This window comes from Pseudonocardia sp. MH-G8 (assembly GCF_002262885.1).
Taxonomy (GTDB): Bacteria; Actinomycetota; Actinomycetes; order Mycobacteriales; family Pseudonocardiaceae; genus Pseudonocardia.
Window position 1 is genome coordinate 52,208 of sequence record NZ_NKYF01000014.1, and the last position, 18,219, is coordinate 70,426.

Below are 18,219 nucleotides of genomic sequence, written 5' to 3' on the forward strand. Positions count from 1 at the left end.
GACGGGGAACCCGGGCTCAGGCCTGAGCCGGGGTGGGGCGGTTGGCGAGCGCCTCGAGCAGCTCGGCGAGCTGGGCGCGTTCGGGGGTGTGGGCAGGTCCGAGGGCTTCGCTCGCGCGGCGCTCGACGCGCCCGCAGACCCGTTCGACGACGGCGCGGCCGCCGCCTGCGAGGTGGACGAGCACGCGCCTGCGGTCCACGGGGTCCGTGCGTCGGTAGGCGAGTTGTGCCGCGACCAGGCGGTCGACGACGCGGGTGGCGGTGGGCGCCGGCAGCGCCGTGTGGGAAGCGATCTCGCCCATGCTCCGCCCGCCTCCGCGGGCGAGCATCAGCAGGACGCGCCAGCCGTCACGGCTGACACCTTCGCCCGTAGTAGCCGGGGCGAGCGCGGAGGCGACAGCCCGGTCCAGCCGGTCGAGCAGCTCGACCAGACCTGTCACTCGCGGCGCCGGGGAATAGACGCCCCCCGACGCCGTTCGACTTGGTGGCTCAGACACGGTCACACACTGTACGTCCTGAGAGGGCCGGACGGGGCTCTCAGGATCCCGATTTCCTAGACGAACGGCCGATTCACCGCGACGGGCGGCTTCATGGAGTGAATACGATCTTGCCAGCAGTGTCTCCATCGAGCATCGCGCGGAAGCCCTCCTCCGCCCGATCCATCGGCAGCTCGTGCCCGATCTCCGGTGAGATTCCGGTGTTCTCGACGAATCGGAGCAGGTCAGCGAGCTCCTGGCGGGTTCCCATGGTCGAACCCAGAACGCGCAGTTGGAGGAAGAACAGCCGCTGGAGGTCGGCACCGGGGTTGGGCCCGCTGGTCGAACCGGAGACAACGATCACCCCACCGGGTTTGAGGGCGCGCATCGAGTGCGACCACGTGGCGTCACCGACCGTCTCGAACACCGCGTCGACGCGTTCGGGCAGTCGCTCGCCCGAGGGGAAGGTGGCGTGCGCACCGAGCCGTTCGGCGACGGCCCGCTTCTCCTCGGTACGACCGGTCACCCAGACGCGCATCCCGGCCGCGCGGCCGAGCTGCACCAGGGCCGTCGACACGCCGCCCGACGCGCCCTGCACGAGCATCGTCTGCCCGGGACGCAGGCCCGATTTCGTGAACAGCATCCGGTAGGCGGTGAGCCACGCGGTGCCCATCACCGCCGCCTGGGCGGCGCTGAGCCCGGCCGGCTTCGGCACGGCGTTGCGCGCCGGCACCACGACGGTCTCGGCGAACGTGCCCTGGTGCTTCTCGGTGAGCAGCGTGCGCTTGGGGTCCAGCGTCTCGTCGCCGTCCCACGCGGGGTCGCCGATCACCGAGTGCAGCACGACCTCGGTGCCGTCCGGGAGCGTCCCGGCGCCGTCGCAGCCGAGGATCATCGGGAACTGGTCGGGCTTGATGCCCACACCGCGCAGCGTCCAGATGTCGTGCATGTTCAGGCTCGCGGCGGTGACGGTGACGGCGACCCAGCCGTCCGGGACCTCGGGCGCGGGACGCTCTCCCACGGTGAGCGAGTCGAGCGGAGCGTCGGCGTTGGGCTCTGCGGCGTAGACGGCGAACATGCCACGGAACCTAGTGCCGCGGGCCGTGGCCTACTGTGTGAGACGTGATACGGGCGGTGGCGGACTGGTGGGACGCGGTCGAGCTGTGGCTCACCCAGCTCCCGTTCGGGTTCCAGGTCCTGCTCGCCGGGTTCGTCCTGGTGCCGTTGTGCTGGTTCGCCGCGGTGGCGGTCGACCGGATCGTGGACGGGGCCGCGGCGCGGCTCGCCGCCCGACGGAGCCGGGGTACGTGACCGCAGGCGCATGACCGGGGCCGGCCGTGACCGCCCCGACGGCCGAAGATCATCAACTGGGTGCAGTTCCGGCGACATGCCGCCGCCTGTGCGCCCAACGGGCGATCATGGATCGGGGTGCCGAACCAGATCACCAGTTGGGCGCAAAAACGGCCGTATGCGGCCGGGAACGCGCCGAGCCGACGATCACTGCAGTAGCGCCCCGAGCCCGGACCGGAACGCGAAGCTCACGCGCCGCCGGGCAGCGCCGGGCCCGCCGTCGCCGCGAGGGCCGGCAGCACGTCGGAGCAGCCGGCGTCCACGCGCACCGCGGCCAGTTCGTCGCCGCGGGTGGCGCCGCGGTTGACGATCACCACGGGGGTGCCGGCCTTGTGCGCGTACCGGACGAACCGCAGCCCCGACATCACCGTCAACGACGAGCCGGCCACCAGCAGCGCGGCCGCGGCGTCGACCATCGCGTAGGCGCGGGCCACCCGCTCGCGCGGCACGTTCTCGCCGAAGAACACCACGTCGGGCTTGAGCACGCCGTCGCAGGCGGCGCAGCGCGCCGTGCGGAAGCCGTCGACGGCGGCCAGTTCCGCGTCGCCGTCCGGGGCGGCCTCCACCGCTCCGCCCGCGGCCTCGACGAAGCCGGGGTTGAGCCGCGCGAGCCGCTCCTGCAGCGCCGCGCGGCTGCTGCGCACGCCGCACGAGACGCACATGACCTCGGAGATGCGGCCGTGCAGGTCGATCACCGCGGTGCTGCCGGCCGCACCGTGCAGCCCGTCGACGTTCTGGGTGATCAGACCGTGCAGCGCCCCGCAGCGTTCGAGCGCGACCAGCGCCCGGTGCCCGGCGTTCGGCTCGGCGTGCGCCATCCGCGCCCATCCGACGTGGCTGCGCGCCCAGTACCGCCGCTGCGCGGGCTCGCCGGAGAGGAACTCCTGGTAGTTCATGGGTGTGCGGCGCGGCGAGCCCGGGCCGCGGTAGTCCGGGATGCCGGAGTCGGTGGACAGCCCGGCCCCGGTGAGGACGACGAGCGGGCGGGCGGAGAGCAGGTCGAGCGCCCGGTCGAGCGCATCCACCTCCAGCAGGTCCACGGAGTCCAGGCTAGATGATCGATTCCCTGCACGACGCGCGTCTGCCGGGGCCGCAGCGTCATGATCGGCGAGTCGGCGCGTTCGCGTGTTGATCCCGCCCGCGAACGCGCCGAAGTATCGATCATGGGCCGCGCCGACGCTGTCGCGTTCGTGCAATACCGCCGCTCGCCGGCCCGGCAGGCTGCGGGACATGGATTCGGCAGACCACATGGACCAGAGCATCGGGCTCGCCGTCGCCACCATCCGCGACACCGACACCGCTCTCTTCGACGACCCCTCGCCCTGCGCCGGCTACACGGTGCGCGACGTGGTGAACCACCTCGCGTTCGGCTTCCTGCTGGCCCGCCGCTCCGGCGCGCGGGAGCCGTGGGACCCCGCCTGGAGCGCGGCGGACCGCACGCCCTACCTCGGGGGGCTGCCCGACGGGGAGTGGGCGCGGGCCTGCGCCGACGAGGCCGCGGCCACGGCGCGCGCCTGGGCCGACCCGGCCGCGTGGGAGGGGGAGGCGAGCATGGGCGGCGCGCCGATGCCGGCCGCGTTGATCGGCGCGATGATGACCGCCGAGTTCGCCGTGCACGCGTGGGACCTGGCGGTGGCCACCGGGCGCGCGGTCGAGGTGCCCGACGGCCTCGCCACGGTGGTGCTCGAAGGCGTCTCCGCGATGGCACCCGCAGGCCGGGAGGGTGGCTGGTTCGGCGCGGAGGTGGCGGTGCCGGGCGACGCCCCGGCGTTCGAGCGCGCGCTGGCCGCGTCCGGCCGCGACCCGCGGTGGACGCCGTGACCGGCCGGCTCGCCGGGGTGGACGTCGCCGCGGTGAACCGCCGGGTGGTCGCGCAGTTCCGGGCGGGCGGCGCGATCGAGGGGATGCACCGCGAGCGGCTCCTGCTGCTGACCACCACCGGGCGTCGCAGCGAACAGGCGCACACGGTTCCGATGATGTTCCACCGCGACGGCGAGCGGGTGCTCGTCGTCGCGTCGAACGCCGGCGCGGCCGGGCACCCCGACTGGTACCTCAACCTGGCCGTGGACCCGCAGGTCACGATCGAGGTGGGCGACGAGCCGGGCGGAGCGCCGCGCCAGGCCACGGCGGTGACCGTCGAGGGCGACGAACGCACCGCCCTGTGGGAGATGCTGAAGGCCACCTACCCGTTCTTCGCCGACCACGAGGCCGCGACCACCCGCACCATCCCGGTCGTGGCGCTGCGCTGACCGTGCTGCGCTGACCGCGGCGCCCGCGAGATCCCGATGTGGAATTCCCGCTTGGCCGATCCCACGTGCCACTATCCGTGAGCGACGCGGAACGGGGGGTCACGTGGCGGGCTACGAGGGGTCGATGATCCGCCGGCGGATCCTGGCGCGGCAGCTGCGGCTCCTGCGCGAGGGAGCGGGGCTGACGCTGGAGGAGGCGGCGCCGAAGCTGCACTTCTCGGTCAGCAAGCTCTGCCGGATCGAGAACGCCCAGGTCGTGATCGACATCCACTGGGTGAAGAGCATGCTCGATCTCTACGACGTGGGCGGGTCCCGCTGGACCGAGCTGATGGAGATCGCCCAGGAGGCCATGCAGCCCGGGTGGTGGAAGGCCTACGGGCTGGGGAACAGCAGCTACATCGCGTTCGAGACGGAGGCGCGACGTGCCCAGTCCTTCAGCCTCGGCTACGTGCCCGGGGTGCTGCAGATCGCCGAGTACGCACGGGCGTTGATGCGCGCGGTCCCGGTGCGCCGTACCGCCGAGCAGTTGGAGAGCGAGGTCGCTGCCCGACTCCATCGCCAGGCCCGCCTGACGTCGAGGGAGAACCCGCTGGAGCTGGTGACGGTGATCGATGAGGGGGCGTTGCGCCGGCCCATCGGCGGCACCCATGTGTGGCACCGGCAGCTCGACCGGCTCGTCGAGCTCGCCGGGCTGGACACCGTGGACCTGCGGGTGCTGCCGACGGAGGTGGGCGCGCACGCCGCGCTGGCGTCCGAGTTCACCATCCTCAACTTCGGGGATCTCGGCGAGCCGGACATGGCGTACGTCGAGCACACCCTCGGCGCGCTGAGCTTGGACAAGGACGGCGACGTCACGCGCGCTAGGCTCACCTTCGAGTGTGTGCAGTCCGACGCGCTCGACCCGGCCGCGTCGGTGGAGCTGATCCGGCGGCTCGCCGGGGCGTGAACCGGCGACCGTGGGGGATGCCATGCGTGACGACGAACTCCGCTGGTTCACCAGCAGCTTCAGCGGAGGCAACGCGAACTGCGTCGAGGTGGCGATCGTGCCCGGGGGCGGTGTCGCCGTCCGCGACACGAAGGACCGCTCCCTCACCCCGCACCGCTACGCGGCAGCCGACTGGACGGCGTTCCTGTCCGGGATCCGCGCCGGGGAGTTCGACCTCCGCGGATGAGGTGAGCGGCGGTTCGGTGCACACGGATGCCAGACCGTGATCGCTGCGAGAAGCACCTGACCGTCGCCCCGACCGCGCCCACGCACTGCTGGGACCGATCACCGGGCCGTGATCACTCCGGCAGGTACGCCACGTCGCGGCGTCCGCTTCCAGGTACTGATCGGATCGATCACCGCGCGCCGCGTCCCAGCGGTCACTGCGCCCATCGCGGCTTGCGCTTCTCGGCGAACGCGCGAATGCCTTCCTGGCCCTCCTCGCCGGCGAAGAACCGCGCCGACAGCTGCTGCATCTCGGCGAACCGGGCATCCAGGGGCGCGTCGCCGCGCAGCAGCTCCTTCGTGGCGGCCAGTGCCCCGGGAGCGCCCAGGCGCAGCATCTCGGCGTAGCGGGTGACCTCGGCGTCGAGGTCGAAGCCCGGCACCGCGCTGTTCACCAGCCCGATCCGGGCCGCGCGGTGCCCGTCGAACGTCTCGCCGGTGAGGAACAGCTCGTGGGCCGCGCGCGGCAGCAGCCGCGGCAGCACGGTGACCGAGATGACGGCCGGGACCACGCCGATCCGCACCTCGCTGAACGCGAACGTGGCGTCCTCGGCGACGACCGCGACGTCGCAGGCGGCCACCAGCCCCACCCCGCCCGCGCGCGCCGGGCCCGCGACACGGGCCAGCACCGGTGTCGGGGAGCTCCAGATCCGCTCCAGGATCGCCGGGAACTCCGCCACGCCCTGGTCGGACGCCGCCGCGCCGCGCGCCTCGGTGAGGTCCATCCCGGAGCAGAAGACCCGCTCGGTGTGGGTCAGCACGATCACGCGGGCCGCGTCGTCGGCGATCGCGGTGTCCAGGTGCCCCAGCAGCTCGCCGCGCAGCTGCGCCGACAGCGCGTTGCGGTTGTGGGGGGAGTCCAGCGTGATCGTCGCGACGCCGTCGGCGACGTCGAGGTGCACCAGCTCGGTCATGCCCGCACGGTATCCGCCACAGGCAACCGGATCAGCCGAACCGGCGGCGCAGGTAGTCGGACGTGGCGGCGTCGGCGGGGTAGAAGCTCTCGATCGCGATCTCGTCGAGCGTCACGTCCAGCGGGGCGCCGAGCACCGCGACGGTGCTGAACATCGTCAGCTCCTGGTCCGGGTGGCGCAGCCGCAACGGCAGCACGATCCGGTCGCGCGGGTGGGCCGCCGGGTCGAGGCCCGCGTCGCGGCAGTAGCCGGTGAGCTCGGCGAGCAGCGCGCGCAGCCCGGTGGACGCCGCGCGTTCGGCCTGCCTGCGCAGCCGCGACACGAGGTGCGCCGCGTACTCGGGCAGGTCCAGCACGTGCGGGGCGAGGCCGCGCGGGTGCAGGCTCACGCGCAGGACGTTGACCGGCGGGGCGAGCAGCGCGGGGTCGACGAGGTCGGTGAGCAGTGCGACCGCCCGGTTCGCGCCGAGCATGTTCCACTGCCCGTCCACCAGGACGGCGGGGTAGGGCTCGTGGCCGCCCAGTACCCGCTGCAGCGAGCTCCGCACGTCGGTGAGCTCGGCGTCGTCGAGGCCGTGCTGGGTGTAGGCCGGGGCGAACCCCGCCGCCGTCATCAGCTCGTTGCGTCCGCGTAGCGGCACGTCCAGCTCCTCCGCGAGTAGCAGCACCATCTCCCGACTGGGGCGCGACCGGCCGGTCTCCAGGAAGCTCAGGTGCCGCGCCGACACGTCGGCCTGGAGGCCGAGGTCCAGCTGGGTGAGCCGGCGCCGCTGGCGCCAGTCCCGGAGCAGGGACCCGAAGGAGGTCCCGGTGAGGGTCGCGGCGGTCATGACCGCGACGCTAGCGGGTGCCGTGGCGCCGCTCGATGACCTGAGGGGTAATGGACCGGCGCCGGGCGCGACGGCAGTGTGTGGTCAATGACCGACGAGCTCACCGCTGCGCTGCACGCCGCCATGCCGTTCACCGCCGTGCTCGGTGCCACGGCGCTGCGCGTGGCCCCGGGCGAGGTGGCGTTGCGGCTGGACTGGGACGAGGGCCGCTGCACCTCGGGCGGGCTGCTGCACGGCGGGGCGGTGATGGCGCTCGCCGACTCCGCCGGGGGCTGGTGCGCCTACCTCAACCTCCCCGAGGGGGCCACCGGCACCGCCACGGTGACCTCGGCGACGAACTTCCTGCGCCCGGTGACCCGCGGCCACGTCGAGGCCGTGGCGCGCCCGCTGAACCTGGGGCGCACAGTGATCGTGGTGGACACCGAGCTGCGCGACGCCGACGGCCGGCTGACCGCGCGCGTGACGCAGACGCAGGCGGTGCTGCGGTAGGCCCGGCGGAGTCGGCGATCCTGACGGCATGCCGTCCCTCTCCCCAGGTGATCCGCGCAGCCCGGTGTTGCTGCACGTCCCGCACGCCGGCACCGAGATCCCGGGCTGGACGCGCCCGCACCTCCTGCTCGACGACGCCGCGCTGGCCGTCGAACTGGCGGCGCTGACCGACCACCACACCGACGTGCTCGCCGCTGCGGCCGCCGAACGCGCGCGAGTGCGACCCGCCGTCCTGGTGAACCGGGTCTCGCGGTTCGTCGTCGACCCGGAGCGGTTCCCCGACGAGCGGGAGGAGATGGCCGCGGCCGGGATGGCGGCGGTGTACACGCACGGCACGCTCGGCCAGCGCATCCGCGCCGACGACCCGGCCCACCGGGACGCGCTGCTGGCGGCCTACTACCGGCCGTGGGCGGACGCGGTGCGGCTCGCCGTCGAGGACCGGCTCGCGGCCACGGGCGCAGCGGTGCTGCTCGACGTGCACTCCTACCCGTCGCGGGCGCTGCCCTACGAGCTGCACGCCGACCGCGCCCGACCGCGGGTCTGCCTGGGCACCGATCCCGCACACACGCCGTCGTGGCTGGTGGCGGCCGCCCGCGCCGCGTTCGCCGCCGTGGGCACCACCGCGCTGGACGCGCCGTTCGCGGGTACCTACGTGCCGCTCGCGCACCACGGCCGCGAACCGCGCGTGCTCTCGCTGATGCTGGAGATCCGCCGGGACGCCTACCTGGCCGAGCCCGCAGGCCCGATCGGCGCGGGTGGCGAGGACGTCGTGGCGGCGCTGGTGCGGCTGATCGACGCCGTCAGCGCCGGGGCGCCGGGTTGAGCCGCGCGGGCGCCGTCCAGGAGAACCCGTACCGCAGCCACGCCCACAACGCGGCCGCGCCGAGCAGGTAGAGGCCGAGCACGACCGCGAGCAGCCCGGCCCGGCCGGCGAGCGCCCCGTCCGCGGGGCGGGCGACGACGTGCACGAACGCGAACCCGCCGAGGCAGGCGAACACCGCCCACAGCGCGGGCGACCAGCGCAGCAGCGCGACGCCGGGCAGGAACGAGAGCGGCACGAGCGCGAACACGAGGTTGGCCGTGGCGGCCACAGTGACGGCGGTCAGGGCCGTGCCGACCACGGCCGCACCGAACGAGCCCGGCGCACCGGACGCGGTCACCAGCGGCTCGCGCAGCGCCCACGCCACGCCGCCCGCGGCGGTCAACGCCGTGGCGGCGAGCGCGACGGCGGGCCCGGCCTCGTCGGTGCGCAGCGGCCGCGCCGTCCCGAACGCGACGAGCGTGCCCAGCACGAGCCCCGGCTCCAGCCCCACCGCCCGCGACAGCACCACCCCGACGGCGGCGAGCAGCAGGAACCCCGGGAACGGCGTGACGTGGCAGCGCACGCCCCACCAGCGCGCCACGTAGAGCAGCTGGGAACCCTGCTGCGCGAGCGTCACGACGACGAGTGCGACCGCCAACCCCACGAGCAACGCGGGCGCCGAGCCGTCGAACGGGAAGGCGGGCTCGAGGAACCCGACCATGACGGCCCCGGCGACGACGGTCACCGCCACCGTGACGGCGAACGTCCCCGCGGCGTCGCGCCCGGCCGCGGGCGGCACCCGCAACCGGGCCAGCATCGCCTCGACGCGGTCGGTGCGTGCGGCCGCCGCCCGGTTGACCAGGCCTGCGGGCAGCGCGAGCGCCGCGAGCAGCACCAGGGTCAGCGCCAGGCTCGGCAGGACCGCGCCGAGATCCCAGCGCACGTCGGCCGGGGACGGCAGCGCGTCGACGAACACGGCGGCGGCGTCGTCACCCTCGTCGGTGCCGCGCTCGTCGGTGACCGGCGGCGTGGCGGCCGGCGCCTCACGCAGGGGAGGGTCGGCGGCTGCCGGCGGCGGGCCGGCAGGTGGGTCGGGCGGCTCCGCCGGCCACGGCGCGGCGAGTGCGCCGGTCCAGTCCAGACCGGACTCCGCACCGTCGACCGCGTCCCCGACACCGGGCAGGATCGCGCGGCCGACGGCCGCACCCGCGCCCGCGTCGCCTGCGGCCTCGCCCGCCCGCCCCCGTTCCCCCGACCGCCCCTCGTCGCTCGCCGCGTCCACGGCCGCAGCGAGTGCGGTGTCGCCCTCGTCGGTGTCGCCCTCGTCCGTGTCGCTCTCGTCGGTGTCCTCGCTGGTGTCGTCCTCGTCGTCGCGGGAGCCGGTGTCGGCGTCGTTCCCGTCCCCGGAGTCCTCGTCCGCGGAGCCCTCGTCCGCGTCGTCGTCGGAGTCCGTGTCCTCGTCCCCGGACTCCTCGTCGTCCTCATCGGACTCCTCACCGTCGGGGAGGTCCGGCAGGTCGGGGAGGTCGGGATCGAGCAGGTCGCCGGGGTCGAGGAGCGGTGGCAGGTCGGGGAGCGGCGCCCGGTCCTCGCACGATCCGACACCGAGGAGCGCACCGAGCGGCCCGGGGGAGGAACACTCGCCGGACGGCTCGTCCGAGGCAGCGGCCGAAGCGGGGCCGCTGAGCGCGAGGGCGATCGCGCAGATCGCGGCGGTGGCGAGGACGGCACGTGCCACGGAGGTACCGCGTACCGTCATGCTCCACCCGATCGACGCATCCTCCGCCCGGCTGACGACGCCGCCGGCGCTCGCACCCCGTCCAACGATCAGCGTGGCCGGAAGTCACGATTCACTCGAAAGAGATTCGTGGGCCCGGCGCGTCGCACGGGAGTAGCCTCTGCTCGTCGACTTCCCCCGTTGATGGTTCCGGTGCACCGCGAAGCGCCGTCCAATGATGATCATGAGTCTGATCCCTGCGGAGTGCCGCATCCGCCGGTGACCCGCCCCGGATCACCGCGGGCACGCAGCCGCTCCGAGCTGCGCCGGCAGCGCAGACCCGACAGCCATCGCTGCTGGGACCACCTCCTGCTCGCCCCGCTCTGGCCCCTGCACGACGCGAACCTCGGCACCCTGCTGCGCACCTGCGACGCCGTGGGCGCGTGCCTGGCGGTGCCCCGCGAGGCGTGGATCCAGCGGGCGCTGGAGAAGGGGAACACGCTGCGGCGCCGCAGCTGCGTGCACCGGGTGTCGGAGCCGCTGCGCTGGCTCGACGCCCAGCGCCGCGCCGGGAGCAGGCTGGTCGCGGTCGAGCTCGCCGACGAGGCCGTGCGGCTGGGCGATCTGGCCGCCGCGCGGCAGCGCACCGTCGTGCTGCTCGGCCACGAACGCGACGGCGTCCCGCCCGAGGCGCTCGCGCTCGTGGACGAGGTCGTGGAGATCCCGATGATCGGTACCGGCCTGAGCCTCAACGTCGCGGTGGCGGGCTCGCTCGTGGCGTACAAGCTGGCGGGGATGCTGTGAACAATTGCTTGGCTGGGGCGGCGCGGCGGTCAGTGGCGGTGCAGGGCGCTCCGGGCCATCGCCAGCTCGTGGGCCACCTCCGCCGCGATCAGCTCGGCGTGCAGGGCCGAATCCTCGCTCGCCTGCGGGCCGAGGCCCCGATGGCGGCGCACCAGCTCCTCCAGGGAGGTCAGCAGGCGGTCGGCGAGGGACTTGCGGGCGGAATCGCGGATCGGGCTGGACACGGGTGCCTCCTGGGCGGGATCGGGCCGGACGGGGCGGGGCGCGCCGCGCGACAGCGGTCGCTCGCGTCCCGCCCGTGGTCCCGGTCCCGTCGCCGGGTCAGCACCGCGACGCCCTAGTCCCGGGCCGCGGCGGCGGCCGGTTCGGCGTCGGTGGCGGCGTCGGGTGCGACGGCGGCCTGCTGGCGCAGCTTCGCCACGGCCGTGGCCACCGCGGCGATCCAGAGCACGACGATCACGAGGTAGACCGCGGTGGTGGTGGCGCCGCCCGCGTCGAGCGCGCGCAGGATCGTGCGGGCGTTGGTGAGCACGATGATCCCGCCCACTGCGGTGCCGAGCACCGCGGCGGGGACCTTGGTGACCAGCCACGCCGCGAGCGGGGCGGCCAGCACGCCGCCCAGCAGCAGCCCGCCGATCGTCCATGGATCGAGCACCTCGGTCCCGAGGCCGAGCAGGAAACCGATGCTCGCGGCGAGGGCGACGAGGAACTCCGAGGTGTCCACCGAGCCGACCACCGTGCGCGGTGCGGTGCGGCCCGCGGTCAGCAGGGCCGGGGTGGCGACCGGGCCCCACCCGCCGCCGCCGGAGGCGTCGACGAAGCCGGCGACCAGCCCGAGCGGTGACAGGAACCTCGAGCGGTGCGGCGAGACCCGCGCCGTGGACACCCGCGGGGGGCGCACCGAGAACCGCACCAGGATGTAGACGCCGAGCGCGAGCAGGATGCCCGACATGTACGGGGCGGCGTCATCGGTGGACAGCGCCGACAGCAGGGTGGCGCCGAGGAACGCGCCGATCGCGCCGGGGACACCGAGGCGCAGGACGAGCCGCCAGTCCACGTTGCCGAAGCGCCAGTGCGAGAGGCCGGCGGCGATCGTGGTGCCGACCTCGGCGAGGTGCACCGACGCGCTGGCGGTGGCCGGGTTCGTGCCGACGAGCAGCAGCAGCGACGTGGACGTGACGCCGTAGGCCATGCCGAGGGCCCCGTCGACGAGCTGGGCGCCGAAGCCCACGAGGGCGAAGACGATGAGGGTGCGCATGCGGGAGCAGACTCCTGACGAGGAGGGGAACGACGGCGTCGAGCGCGACGGGCGACCAGCCCGGTAGCCCCGCGGCGTGGGCCGGGGGCCGGGAGCTCAGCGACAGAGCTCGTCGAACGCGTGGCAGCGCCGGGAGGGCCAGAACCGTTCGAGGTCCGGCAGGAGATTGGCGGTCATCGACGCCCCACCCGCGCGGCGGGTGAGGGGCGCGGGGCGCGCGGTCGAGGACACCCCACCATCGTGCGTGGCCACCTGATCGAGTACAACCCGGTGTCCGCGCTGCGGGACCGCTCGGGAAATGTCCGGACGTCCGCGAACGTGCTGGTCAGAGCGGTGTGAGAGCAGTAGCGAGCGACGACGTGACCCAGGTCGCCCCGAACGGCGCAGTCAGGCGATGAGGTGGCGGGGTAGCGCCTCGGCGAGGGCCACCGCGTCGTAGCGGGCGAGCACCGCGCGGGCGATGTCGGGATCGGGGCCCAGCGGCGCGGCCACCGGGGCGCCGGCCGCCGCCGCGTCGCGCTCGATGCGGTCGGGCAGCAGGCCCGGTGCGAGGATCCACTGGGCGACGGCGACCCGTCGCGCCCCGCCCGCACGCAGGGCGGCGACCGCGTCCCGGACGGTCGGGGTGGCCGCCGTCGCGAACGCGGCACTGCCGCCCGACCAGCCGAAGCGGCGCGTCCAGCCGGCCACGACGTCGGCGACCGCGGCGTTCGCCGGAGCGTGCGAGGAGCCGATGGCGGCGAGCACCACCCCGAGGCCGGGGTCGTGCAGCGGCCCCGCGACGGCCGCGAGGCGGCGCAGCGCGGCGGCGGACAGACCGGCGTGACCGTCCCGGTGGCCGGCTCCGCGGCCGGGTCGGCTGCTCCGATGGCCGACCCCGCCAGCGGGTCGGCTGCCCAGGACCGGGCTGACCCCGATCTCCAGCCCCGGCAGGCGCGCGGCGGCCGTCGCCACGGCGCCCGGCACGTCGACCCGGGCGTGGAAGGCGTGCCCGAGCAGCAGCGGCACCACCACGGCGCGCGCGTGTCCTCCCGTGGCGACCGCGTCGAGGACGTCCGGCAGCCGCGGCGCGGAGAGGTCGAGGAACGACAGGCGCACGTCCAGCTCCGGCCGCTGCCGGCGCACCTCGTCGACGAGTGTGGACACCGTGGCCGCCGAGCGCGGGTCGCGGCTCCCGTGCGCGACGGCGACGAGGGCCGGTGCGGGTTCCACGGGGGCCACGACCTACGGGGTCACCGTGATCGGCGTCCCGACCAGACCGGCGGCGAGCGTGTTGCCGGTCGGCGGGTCGATCAGCAGGAAGCTGCCGGTGGCGCGGATGTCGGCGTAGTCGTCGACGGGCAGCGGGTCGGCCGTGCGCAGCGTGGCGTGAGCGATGTCGTTGATCTCCAGCTGCTCGGGCGCGGCGGCCCAGGCCGGCACGTCGGAGTCGAACGACAGCCGCTCGCCGACCACGCCGACGATCACCTGGGTGGTGCGGGTGCCGTGCTTGAGCAGCAGCCGCGCACCGGGGCGCAGCGGCTTCTCGGCGAGCCAGCACAGCGTGGTGTCCAGCTCGTCGGTGACCCGCGGCGGGGCGGCCGCCGCGGCGAGCACGTCACCGCGGGAGATGTCGATGTCGTCGTCGAGGCGCACCGTGACGCTGCGGCCCGCCGTCGCCGACGCGAGCGGCCCGTCGGCGGTCTCGACCGCCGTCACCCTCGTGCGCGCGCCGCCGGGCAACACGACGACCTCGTCCCCGGGGGCCACCGTGCCGGCCGCCACCTGGCCCGCGTAGCCGCGGTAGTCGTGCAGTTCGTCGCTGCGCGGAGCGCCGGCGGAGCGCACATCGGCGCTGCGGGGACGGATGACGTACTGCACGGGCATCCGGAACGGCGCGCCGATCTCGGGACCGACCACCGGCACGGACTCCAGGTGCCCCAGCAGCGTCGGCCCGTCGTACCAGGGGGTGCGGGTGGAGCGCTCCACCACGTTGTCCCCGACCAGCGCCGAGACCGGGATCGTGACGACGGCGTCGTCGGCGAACCCGAGCGAGCGGGCCAGCCCGCCGAAGTCCTTCGCGATCGCGTTCAGCACGCCCTCGTCGTAGTCGACGAGGTCGATCTTGTTGATCGCGAGCACCAGCCGCGGGACGCGCAGCAGCGCGAGCACCGCCGCGTGCCGGCGGGTCTGCTCGACCACGCCGTTGCGCGCGTCGACGAGCAGCACGGCCAGCTCCGCGGTGGACGCGCCGGTGACCGTGTTGCGCGTGTACTGCACGTGGCCGGGCGTGTCGGCGAGCACGAACTCGCGAGTCGGCGTGCCGAAGTAGCGGTAGGCGACGTCGATCGTGATGCCCTGCTCGCGCTCGGCGCGCAGGCCGTCCACCAGCAGCGACAGGTCGGGGGTGGCCAGGCCCTTGTCCACCGAGGCGCGCTGGACGGCCTCGATCTGGTCGGCGAGCACCGACTTGGTGTCATACAGCAGCCGCCCGACCAGCGTGGACTTGCCGTCGTCCACGCTGCCCGCCGTCGCGAACCGCAGGAGGTCCTTCGCAGCACCGGCCATCAGAAGTACCCCTCACGCTTGCGGTCCTCCATGGCGGCCTCCGACATCCGGTCGTCGGCGCGGGTGGCCCCGCGCTCGGTGAGCCGGGAGGCCGTGACCTCGGCGATGACCTCGTCGAGCGTGCCGGCGGTGGACTCGACGGCGCCGGTGCACGAGCCGTCGCCCACGGTGCGGTAGCGCACCGAGCGCTTCTCGAGCGTCTCGGTGCCGCGCGGGCCGCCCCACGGTCCCTCGGCCAGCCACATGCCGTCGCGCTGGAACACCTCGCGCTCGTGCGCGAAGTAGATCTGCGGCAGCTCGATGCCCTCGCGCTGGATATAGCGCCAGACGTCCAGCTCGGTCCAGTTCGAGATCGGGAACACCCGCACGTGCTCGCCGGGGGCGTGCCGGCCGTTGTAGAGGTTCCACAGCTCGGGCCGCTGCTTGCGGGGGTCCCAGCGGCCGAACCCGTCGCGCAGCGACATGATCCGTTCCTTGGCCCGCGCGCGCTCCTCGTCGCGGCGTGCGCCCCCGAACACCGCGTCGAACCGGTGCTCGACGATCGAGTCGAGCAGCGGAACGGTCTGCAGCGGGTTGCGGGTGCCGTCGGGGCGCTCGGTGAGGCGCCCGTCGTCGATCCAGTCCTGGACGTGGGCGACTTCCAGCCGCAGGCCCAGCCGCGCGACGAGCCGGTCCCGGAAGTCGATGACCTCCGGGTAGTTGTGCCCGGTGTCGACGTGCAGCAGGGCGAACGGCACCGGCGCGGGCGCGAACGCCTTGACGGCCAGGTGCACCAGCAGCGTGGAGTCCTTGCCGCCGGAGAAGAGGATCACCGGGCGGTCGAACTCGCCGGCGACCTCGCGGAAGATGTGGATGGATTCGCTCTCCAGGGCGTCCAGCGCGTCGAGCGCCGGGGCCGCGGGCGTCATCGGCAGGGTGGCGGTCATGAGACGTGCAGCCCGCACTCGATCTTGCCGGTGCCCGCCCAGCGCCCGGAGCGCTTGTCGGCGCCCGGTGCCGGCTTGGCCGTGCACGGCGCACAGCCGATCGACGGGTAGCCCTCGGCGACCAGTGGGTTCACCAGGATCCCGTGCTCGTCGATGTAGGCATCCATCTCCTCGTCACTCCAGGCGGCGATCGGGTTGATCTTCACCAGCCCGAACTTCTCGTCGTAGGTCACCAGCGGCGTGCCGGCCCGGGTCGGCGCCTCGACGCGGCGGACGCCGGTGACCCACGCGTCGTAGCCGGCGAGGGTGTTCTGCAGCGGGGCCACCTTGCGCAGCGCGCAGCACTGGTTGGGCTCCCGGGCGAACAGGTCCTTGCCCAGCAGTTGGTCCTGCTCCGCGACGGTGTGCTCCGGCGTCGCGTTGACGATCCGCACGTCGTAGACGGTCTCGACCGCGTCGCGGGTGCCGATCGTCTCGGCGAAGTGGTAGCCGGTGTCGAGGAACAGCACGTCGACGCCGGGCCGCGCCTTCGCGGCGAGCTCGACCAGCGCCGCGTCCTGCATGTTGGACGCGACGATCATGCGGTGGCCGAACGTCTCCGCGGCCCAGGTGAGTACCTGCTGCGCGGTGGCGTCCGGGCCGAGTTCGGCCGCGCCACGCTCGGCGACCGCACGCAGATCGGTTTCTGTAGCCACGCTCATCGCGCTACCTCCGGAACTCCGATGCCGATCATCTTCAGGGTGAAGGTGCGCAGGCAGGCCGCGCAGTACCAGGCGCCGTGGGACGCCTCGGCGGGACGCAGGTCCTCCTCGCCGCAGTAGGGGCAGTAGAAGGGAACCGCTCGCTCACTCATGACGCCGCCTCCGCGGGAGTAAGCACGTCGGCGGTCATTTGAGATCCGCTTCCTCGGCCCGCAGCACCCACTGCGCGAAGCGCTCGCCGTCGGCCCGCTGCTCGCCGAACCGGCGCACGAGGCGCTCGACGTACTCGCCCAGCTCGGCGCTGGTGACCTTGAGGCCGCGCAGCTTGCGGCCGAACCCGGAGTCGAGGCCGAGGCCTCCGCCCAGGTGGACCTGGAAGCCCTCGACCTGGTTGCCGTCGGCGTCCGCGACGATCATGCCCTTGAGCCCGATGTCGGCCACCTGGGTGCGGGCGCAGGCGTTCGGGCAGCCGTTGAGGTGGATCGAGATCGGCACGTCGGGGTGCACGTCGGCGAGGCGCTTCTCCAGGTCCTCGACCAGGCGGATCGCCCGTTCCTTGGTCTCGACGATCGCGAGCTTGCAGAACTCGATGCCCGTGCACGCCATCGTGGAGCGCCGCCACGGCGACGGGTCGGCGTGCAGGCCCAGCGTCGCGAGCTCGGCCTTGAGGGAGTCGACCTGCGCGTCGGCGACGTCGAGCACCACGATCTTCTGGTACGGCGTGAGGCGCACCCGCTGCGAGCCCGCCGCCTGGGCGGCCTTCGCGAGCGCGACCAGCGTGGAGCCCGAGACGCGGCCGGACGCGGTGGCGGCGCCGACGTAGTTGCGGCCGTCCTTCTGCCTGTGCACGCCGACGTGGTCGATCGGGAACGCGGGGATCTCCGGCGCGGGGCCGTCCACGAGCTCGCGGCCCAGGTACTCCTGCTCCAGCACCCGGCGGAACTCCTCGGGGCCCCAGTCGGCCATCAGGAACTTCAGCCGCGCGCGGTTGCGCAGCCTGCGGTAGCCGTAGTCCCGGAAGATCGAGACGACGCCCTTCCACACCTCCGGGACGTCCTCCAGCGGCACCCAGGCGCCCAGCCGCTGCGCGAGCTTCGGGTTGGTGGACAGCCCGCCGCCCACCCACAGGTCGAAGCCGGGCCCGTGCTCGGGGTGGTCGACTCCGACGAAGGAGACATCGTTGGTCTCGTGCACGATGTCCTGCTGCCCCGAGATGGCGGTCTTGAACTTGCGCGGCAGGTTGGAGAACTCGGGGCTGCCGATGTAGCGGTCGAGGATGGCGCGCACGGCCGGCGTGCCGTCGACCTTCTCGTCCACCGAGATGCCGGCGACCGGGGAGCCGAGGATCACGCGCGGGGTGTCCCCGCAGGCCTCGGTGGTGAGCAGGCCGACGTCCTCGAGCTTCTGCCAGATCGTCGGCATGTCCTCGATCTGGATCCAGTGGTACTGGATGTTCTGCCGGTCGGTGACGTCGGCGGTGTCGCGCGCGTACTCCTGGCTGATCTCACCGACCACCCGGAGCTGGTCGGTGGACAGGGCCCCACCGTCGATGCGGACCCGCAGCATGAAGAAGCGGTCGTCGAGCTCCTCGGGCTCGAGCGCGGCGGTGCGGCCGCCCTCGATGCCGGGCCTGCGCTGGGTGTACAGGCCCCACCAGCGCATGCGGCCGCGCAGGTCGGCGGGGTCGATCGAGTCGAACCCGCCCTTGGCGTAGATGTTCTCGATCCGCGCGCGGACGTTGAGACCGTCGTCGTCGCGCTTGGTGCGCTCGTTGGGGTTCAGCGGCTCGCGATGGCCCAGCTTCCACTGGCCTTCGCCGCGCTTGCGCTTGACAGGGGTGGTGGGGGGCAAGGCGGTGCCTCCGGATCACAGCACGGCCGGACCGCCCGGGCTACCGGACGGGCGGGCTGGTGCTGAGGTGGTGGGGTCGGGGACGCGAGATCAGCGG

Annotated in this window: 22 protein-coding genes; 8 read left to right on the forward strand and 14 right to left on the reverse strand. The window is 73.9% G+C overall.

Going from position 1 to position 18,219, the window contains the following annotated elements:
- Positions 1 to 16 precede the first annotated feature (16 nt).
- Both CFP66_RS27205 and CFP66_RS27210 read right to left on the reverse strand, forming a co-directional pair.
- Entirely contained in the window at positions 17 to 439 is a 423-nt protein-coding gene (locus CFP66_RS27205; RefSeq protein WP_158228233.1) for a MarR family winged helix-turn-helix transcriptional regulator, read from the reverse strand.
- A gap of 148 nt (positions 440 to 587) precedes the next feature.
- A complete protein-coding gene (locus CFP66_RS27210) occupies positions 588 to 1,553 on the reverse strand; it encodes a zinc-binding dehydrogenase (RefSeq protein WP_094928029.1) in 966 nt (321 codons plus the stop codon).
- 44 nt (positions 1,554 to 1,597) lie between these two features.
- Here CFP66_RS27210 and CFP66_RS27215 point away from each other — a divergent pair, with 44 nt between their 5' ends.
- The gene (locus tag CFP66_RS27215; RefSeq protein ID WP_094928030.1) at positions 1,598 to 1,786 is read left to right on the forward strand and encodes a hypothetical protein; all 189 of its coding nucleotides are present in this window, start codon (positions 1,598 to 1,600) and stop codon (positions 1,784 to 1,786) included.
- A gap of 227 nt (positions 1,787 to 2,013) precedes the next feature.
- On the opposite strand, the gene CFP66_RS27220 is transcribed toward CFP66_RS27215, so the two are convergent.
- Entirely contained in the window at positions 2,014 to 2,865 is an 852-nt protein-coding gene (locus CFP66_RS27220; protein WP_369805174.1) for an NAD-dependent protein deacetylase, read from the reverse strand.
- Between the two features lie 190 nt (positions 2,866 to 3,055).
- Here CFP66_RS27220 and CFP66_RS27225 point away from each other — a divergent pair, with 190 nt between their 5' ends.
- The 4 genes from CFP66_RS27225 to CFP66_RS27240 all read left to right on the forward strand — a co-directional run bounded on the left by CFP66_RS27225 (position 3,056) and on the right by CFP66_RS27240 (position 5,246).
- Positions 3,056 to 3,646, forward strand: a complete 591-nt coding sequence (locus CFP66_RS27225; protein WP_094928032.1) for a TIGR03086 family metal-binding protein — start codon at positions 3,056 to 3,058, stop codon at positions 3,644 to 3,646.
- Positions 3,643 to 4,074: a nitroreductase/quinone reductase family protein gene (locus CFP66_RS27230; protein WP_233159753.1), complete on the forward strand. Its 432-nt coding sequence runs from the start codon at positions 3,643 to 3,645 to the stop codon at positions 4,072 to 4,074. Before CFP66_RS27225 ends, CFP66_RS27230 begins: the two co-directional genes overlap by 4 nt.
- A 103-nt stretch (positions 4,075 to 4,177) precedes the next feature.
- Positions 4,178 to 5,020: a helix-turn-helix transcriptional regulator gene (locus CFP66_RS27235; protein ID WP_094928033.1), complete on the forward strand. Its 843-nt coding sequence runs from the start codon at positions 4,178 to 4,180 to the stop codon at positions 5,018 to 5,020.
- 22 nt (positions 5,021 to 5,042) lie between these two features.
- A complete protein-coding gene (locus tag CFP66_RS27240) occupies positions 5,043 to 5,246 on the forward strand; it encodes a DUF397 domain-containing protein (RefSeq protein ID WP_094928034.1) in 204 nt (67 codons plus the stop codon).
- Between the two features lie 193 nt (positions 5,247 to 5,439).
- On the opposite strand, the gene CFP66_RS27245 is transcribed toward CFP66_RS27240, so the two are convergent.
- The gene (locus CFP66_RS27245) at positions 5,440 to 6,198 is read right to left on the reverse strand and encodes an enoyl-CoA hydratase-related protein (protein ID WP_094928035.1); all 759 of its coding nucleotides are present in this window, start codon (positions 6,196 to 6,198) and stop codon (positions 5,440 to 5,442) included.
- 31 nt (positions 6,199 to 6,229) lie between these two features.
- Positions 6,230 to 7,027 carry a helix-turn-helix domain-containing protein gene (locus tag CFP66_RS27250; RefSeq protein WP_094928036.1) on the reverse strand — a complete coding sequence of 266 codons (798 nt, stop codon included), beginning with the start codon at positions 7,025 to 7,027 and terminating at the stop codon, positions 6,230 to 6,232.
- Positions 7,028 to 7,114: 87 nt separating this feature from the next.
- Between CFP66_RS27250 and CFP66_RS27255 the strand changes: the two genes are divergently transcribed.
- The gene (locus CFP66_RS27255) at positions 7,115 to 7,516 is read left to right on the forward strand and encodes a PaaI family thioesterase (RefSeq protein WP_094928037.1); all 402 of its coding nucleotides are present in this window, start codon (positions 7,115 to 7,117) and stop codon (positions 7,514 to 7,516) included.
- A gap of 28 nt (positions 7,517 to 7,544) precedes the next feature.
- The gene (locus tag CFP66_RS27260) at positions 7,545 to 8,339 is read left to right on the forward strand and encodes an N-formylglutamate amidohydrolase (RefSeq protein WP_094928038.1); all 795 of its coding nucleotides are present in this window, start codon (positions 7,545 to 7,547) and stop codon (positions 8,337 to 8,339) included.
- On the opposite strand, the gene CFP66_RS27265 is transcribed toward CFP66_RS27260, so the two are convergent.
- Entirely contained in the window at positions 8,317 to 10,056 is a 1,740-nt protein-coding gene (locus tag CFP66_RS27265; RefSeq protein WP_143517401.1) for a hypothetical protein, read from the reverse strand. The genes CFP66_RS27260 and CFP66_RS27265 overlap by 23 nt on opposite strands.
- Before the next feature lie 258 nt (positions 10,057 to 10,314).
- Between CFP66_RS27265 and CFP66_RS27270 the strand changes: the two genes are divergently transcribed.
- Positions 10,315 to 10,839 carry a TrmH family RNA methyltransferase gene (locus CFP66_RS27270; RefSeq protein WP_233159755.1) on the forward strand — a complete coding sequence of 175 codons (525 nt, stop codon included), beginning with the start codon at positions 10,315 to 10,317 and terminating at the stop codon, positions 10,837 to 10,839.
- Positions 10,840 to 10,868: 29 nt separating this feature from the next.
- Here the strand turns inward: CFP66_RS27270 and CFP66_RS27275 are convergent, their stop codons facing one another.
- From CFP66_RS27275 to CFP66_RS27310, 8 genes are all read right to left on the reverse strand, one after another.
- On the reverse strand, positions 10,869 to 11,063 hold the full coding sequence (locus CFP66_RS27275) for a hypothetical protein (protein WP_094928041.1): 195 nt from the start codon (positions 11,061 to 11,063) through the stop codon (positions 10,869 to 10,871).
- A 113-nt stretch (positions 11,064 to 11,176) separates the two neighbouring features.
- Positions 11,177 to 12,097, reverse strand: a complete 921-nt coding sequence (locus CFP66_RS27280; RefSeq protein ID WP_094928042.1) for a sulfite exporter TauE/SafE family protein — start codon at positions 12,095 to 12,097, stop codon at positions 11,177 to 11,179.
- 387 nt (positions 12,098 to 12,484) lie between these two features.
- Positions 12,485 to 13,309: a sirohydrochlorin chelatase gene (locus CFP66_RS27285; RefSeq protein WP_094928043.1), complete on the reverse strand. Its 825-nt coding sequence runs from the start codon at positions 13,307 to 13,309 to the stop codon at positions 12,485 to 12,487.
- 12 nt (positions 13,310 to 13,321) lie between these two features.
- Positions 13,322 to 14,644, reverse strand: a complete 1,323-nt coding sequence (locus CFP66_RS27290; RefSeq protein ID WP_094928044.1) for a sulfate adenylyltransferase subunit 1 — start codon at positions 14,642 to 14,644, stop codon at positions 13,322 to 13,324.
- A complete protein-coding gene (cysD, locus tag CFP66_RS27295; protein WP_094928183.1) occupies positions 14,644 to 15,552 on the reverse strand; it encodes a sulfate adenylyltransferase subunit CysD in 909 nt (302 codons plus the stop codon). Before cysD ends, CFP66_RS27290 begins: the two co-directional genes overlap by 1 nt.
- 14 nt (positions 15,553 to 15,566) lie before the next feature.
- Positions 15,567 to 16,271 (reverse strand): phosphoadenylyl-sulfate reductase, encoded by a 705-nt coding sequence (locus CFP66_RS27300; RefSeq protein WP_094928045.1) that lies wholly within the window; start codon positions 16,269 to 16,271, stop codon positions 15,567 to 15,569.
- Positions 16,268 to 16,423: an Insertion element protein gene (locus CFP66_RS27305; RefSeq protein WP_094928046.1), complete on the reverse strand. Its 156-nt coding sequence runs from the start codon at positions 16,421 to 16,423 to the stop codon at positions 16,268 to 16,270. The genes CFP66_RS27300 and CFP66_RS27305 overlap by 4 nt, the downstream gene beginning before the upstream one ends.
- A 34-nt stretch (positions 16,424 to 16,457) precedes the next feature.
- On the reverse strand, positions 16,458 to 18,122 hold the full coding sequence (locus tag CFP66_RS27310; RefSeq protein WP_094928047.1) for a nitrite/sulfite reductase: 1,665 nt from the start codon (positions 18,120 to 18,122) through the stop codon (positions 16,458 to 16,460).
- Positions 18,123 to 18,219: the final 97 nt, after the last annotated feature.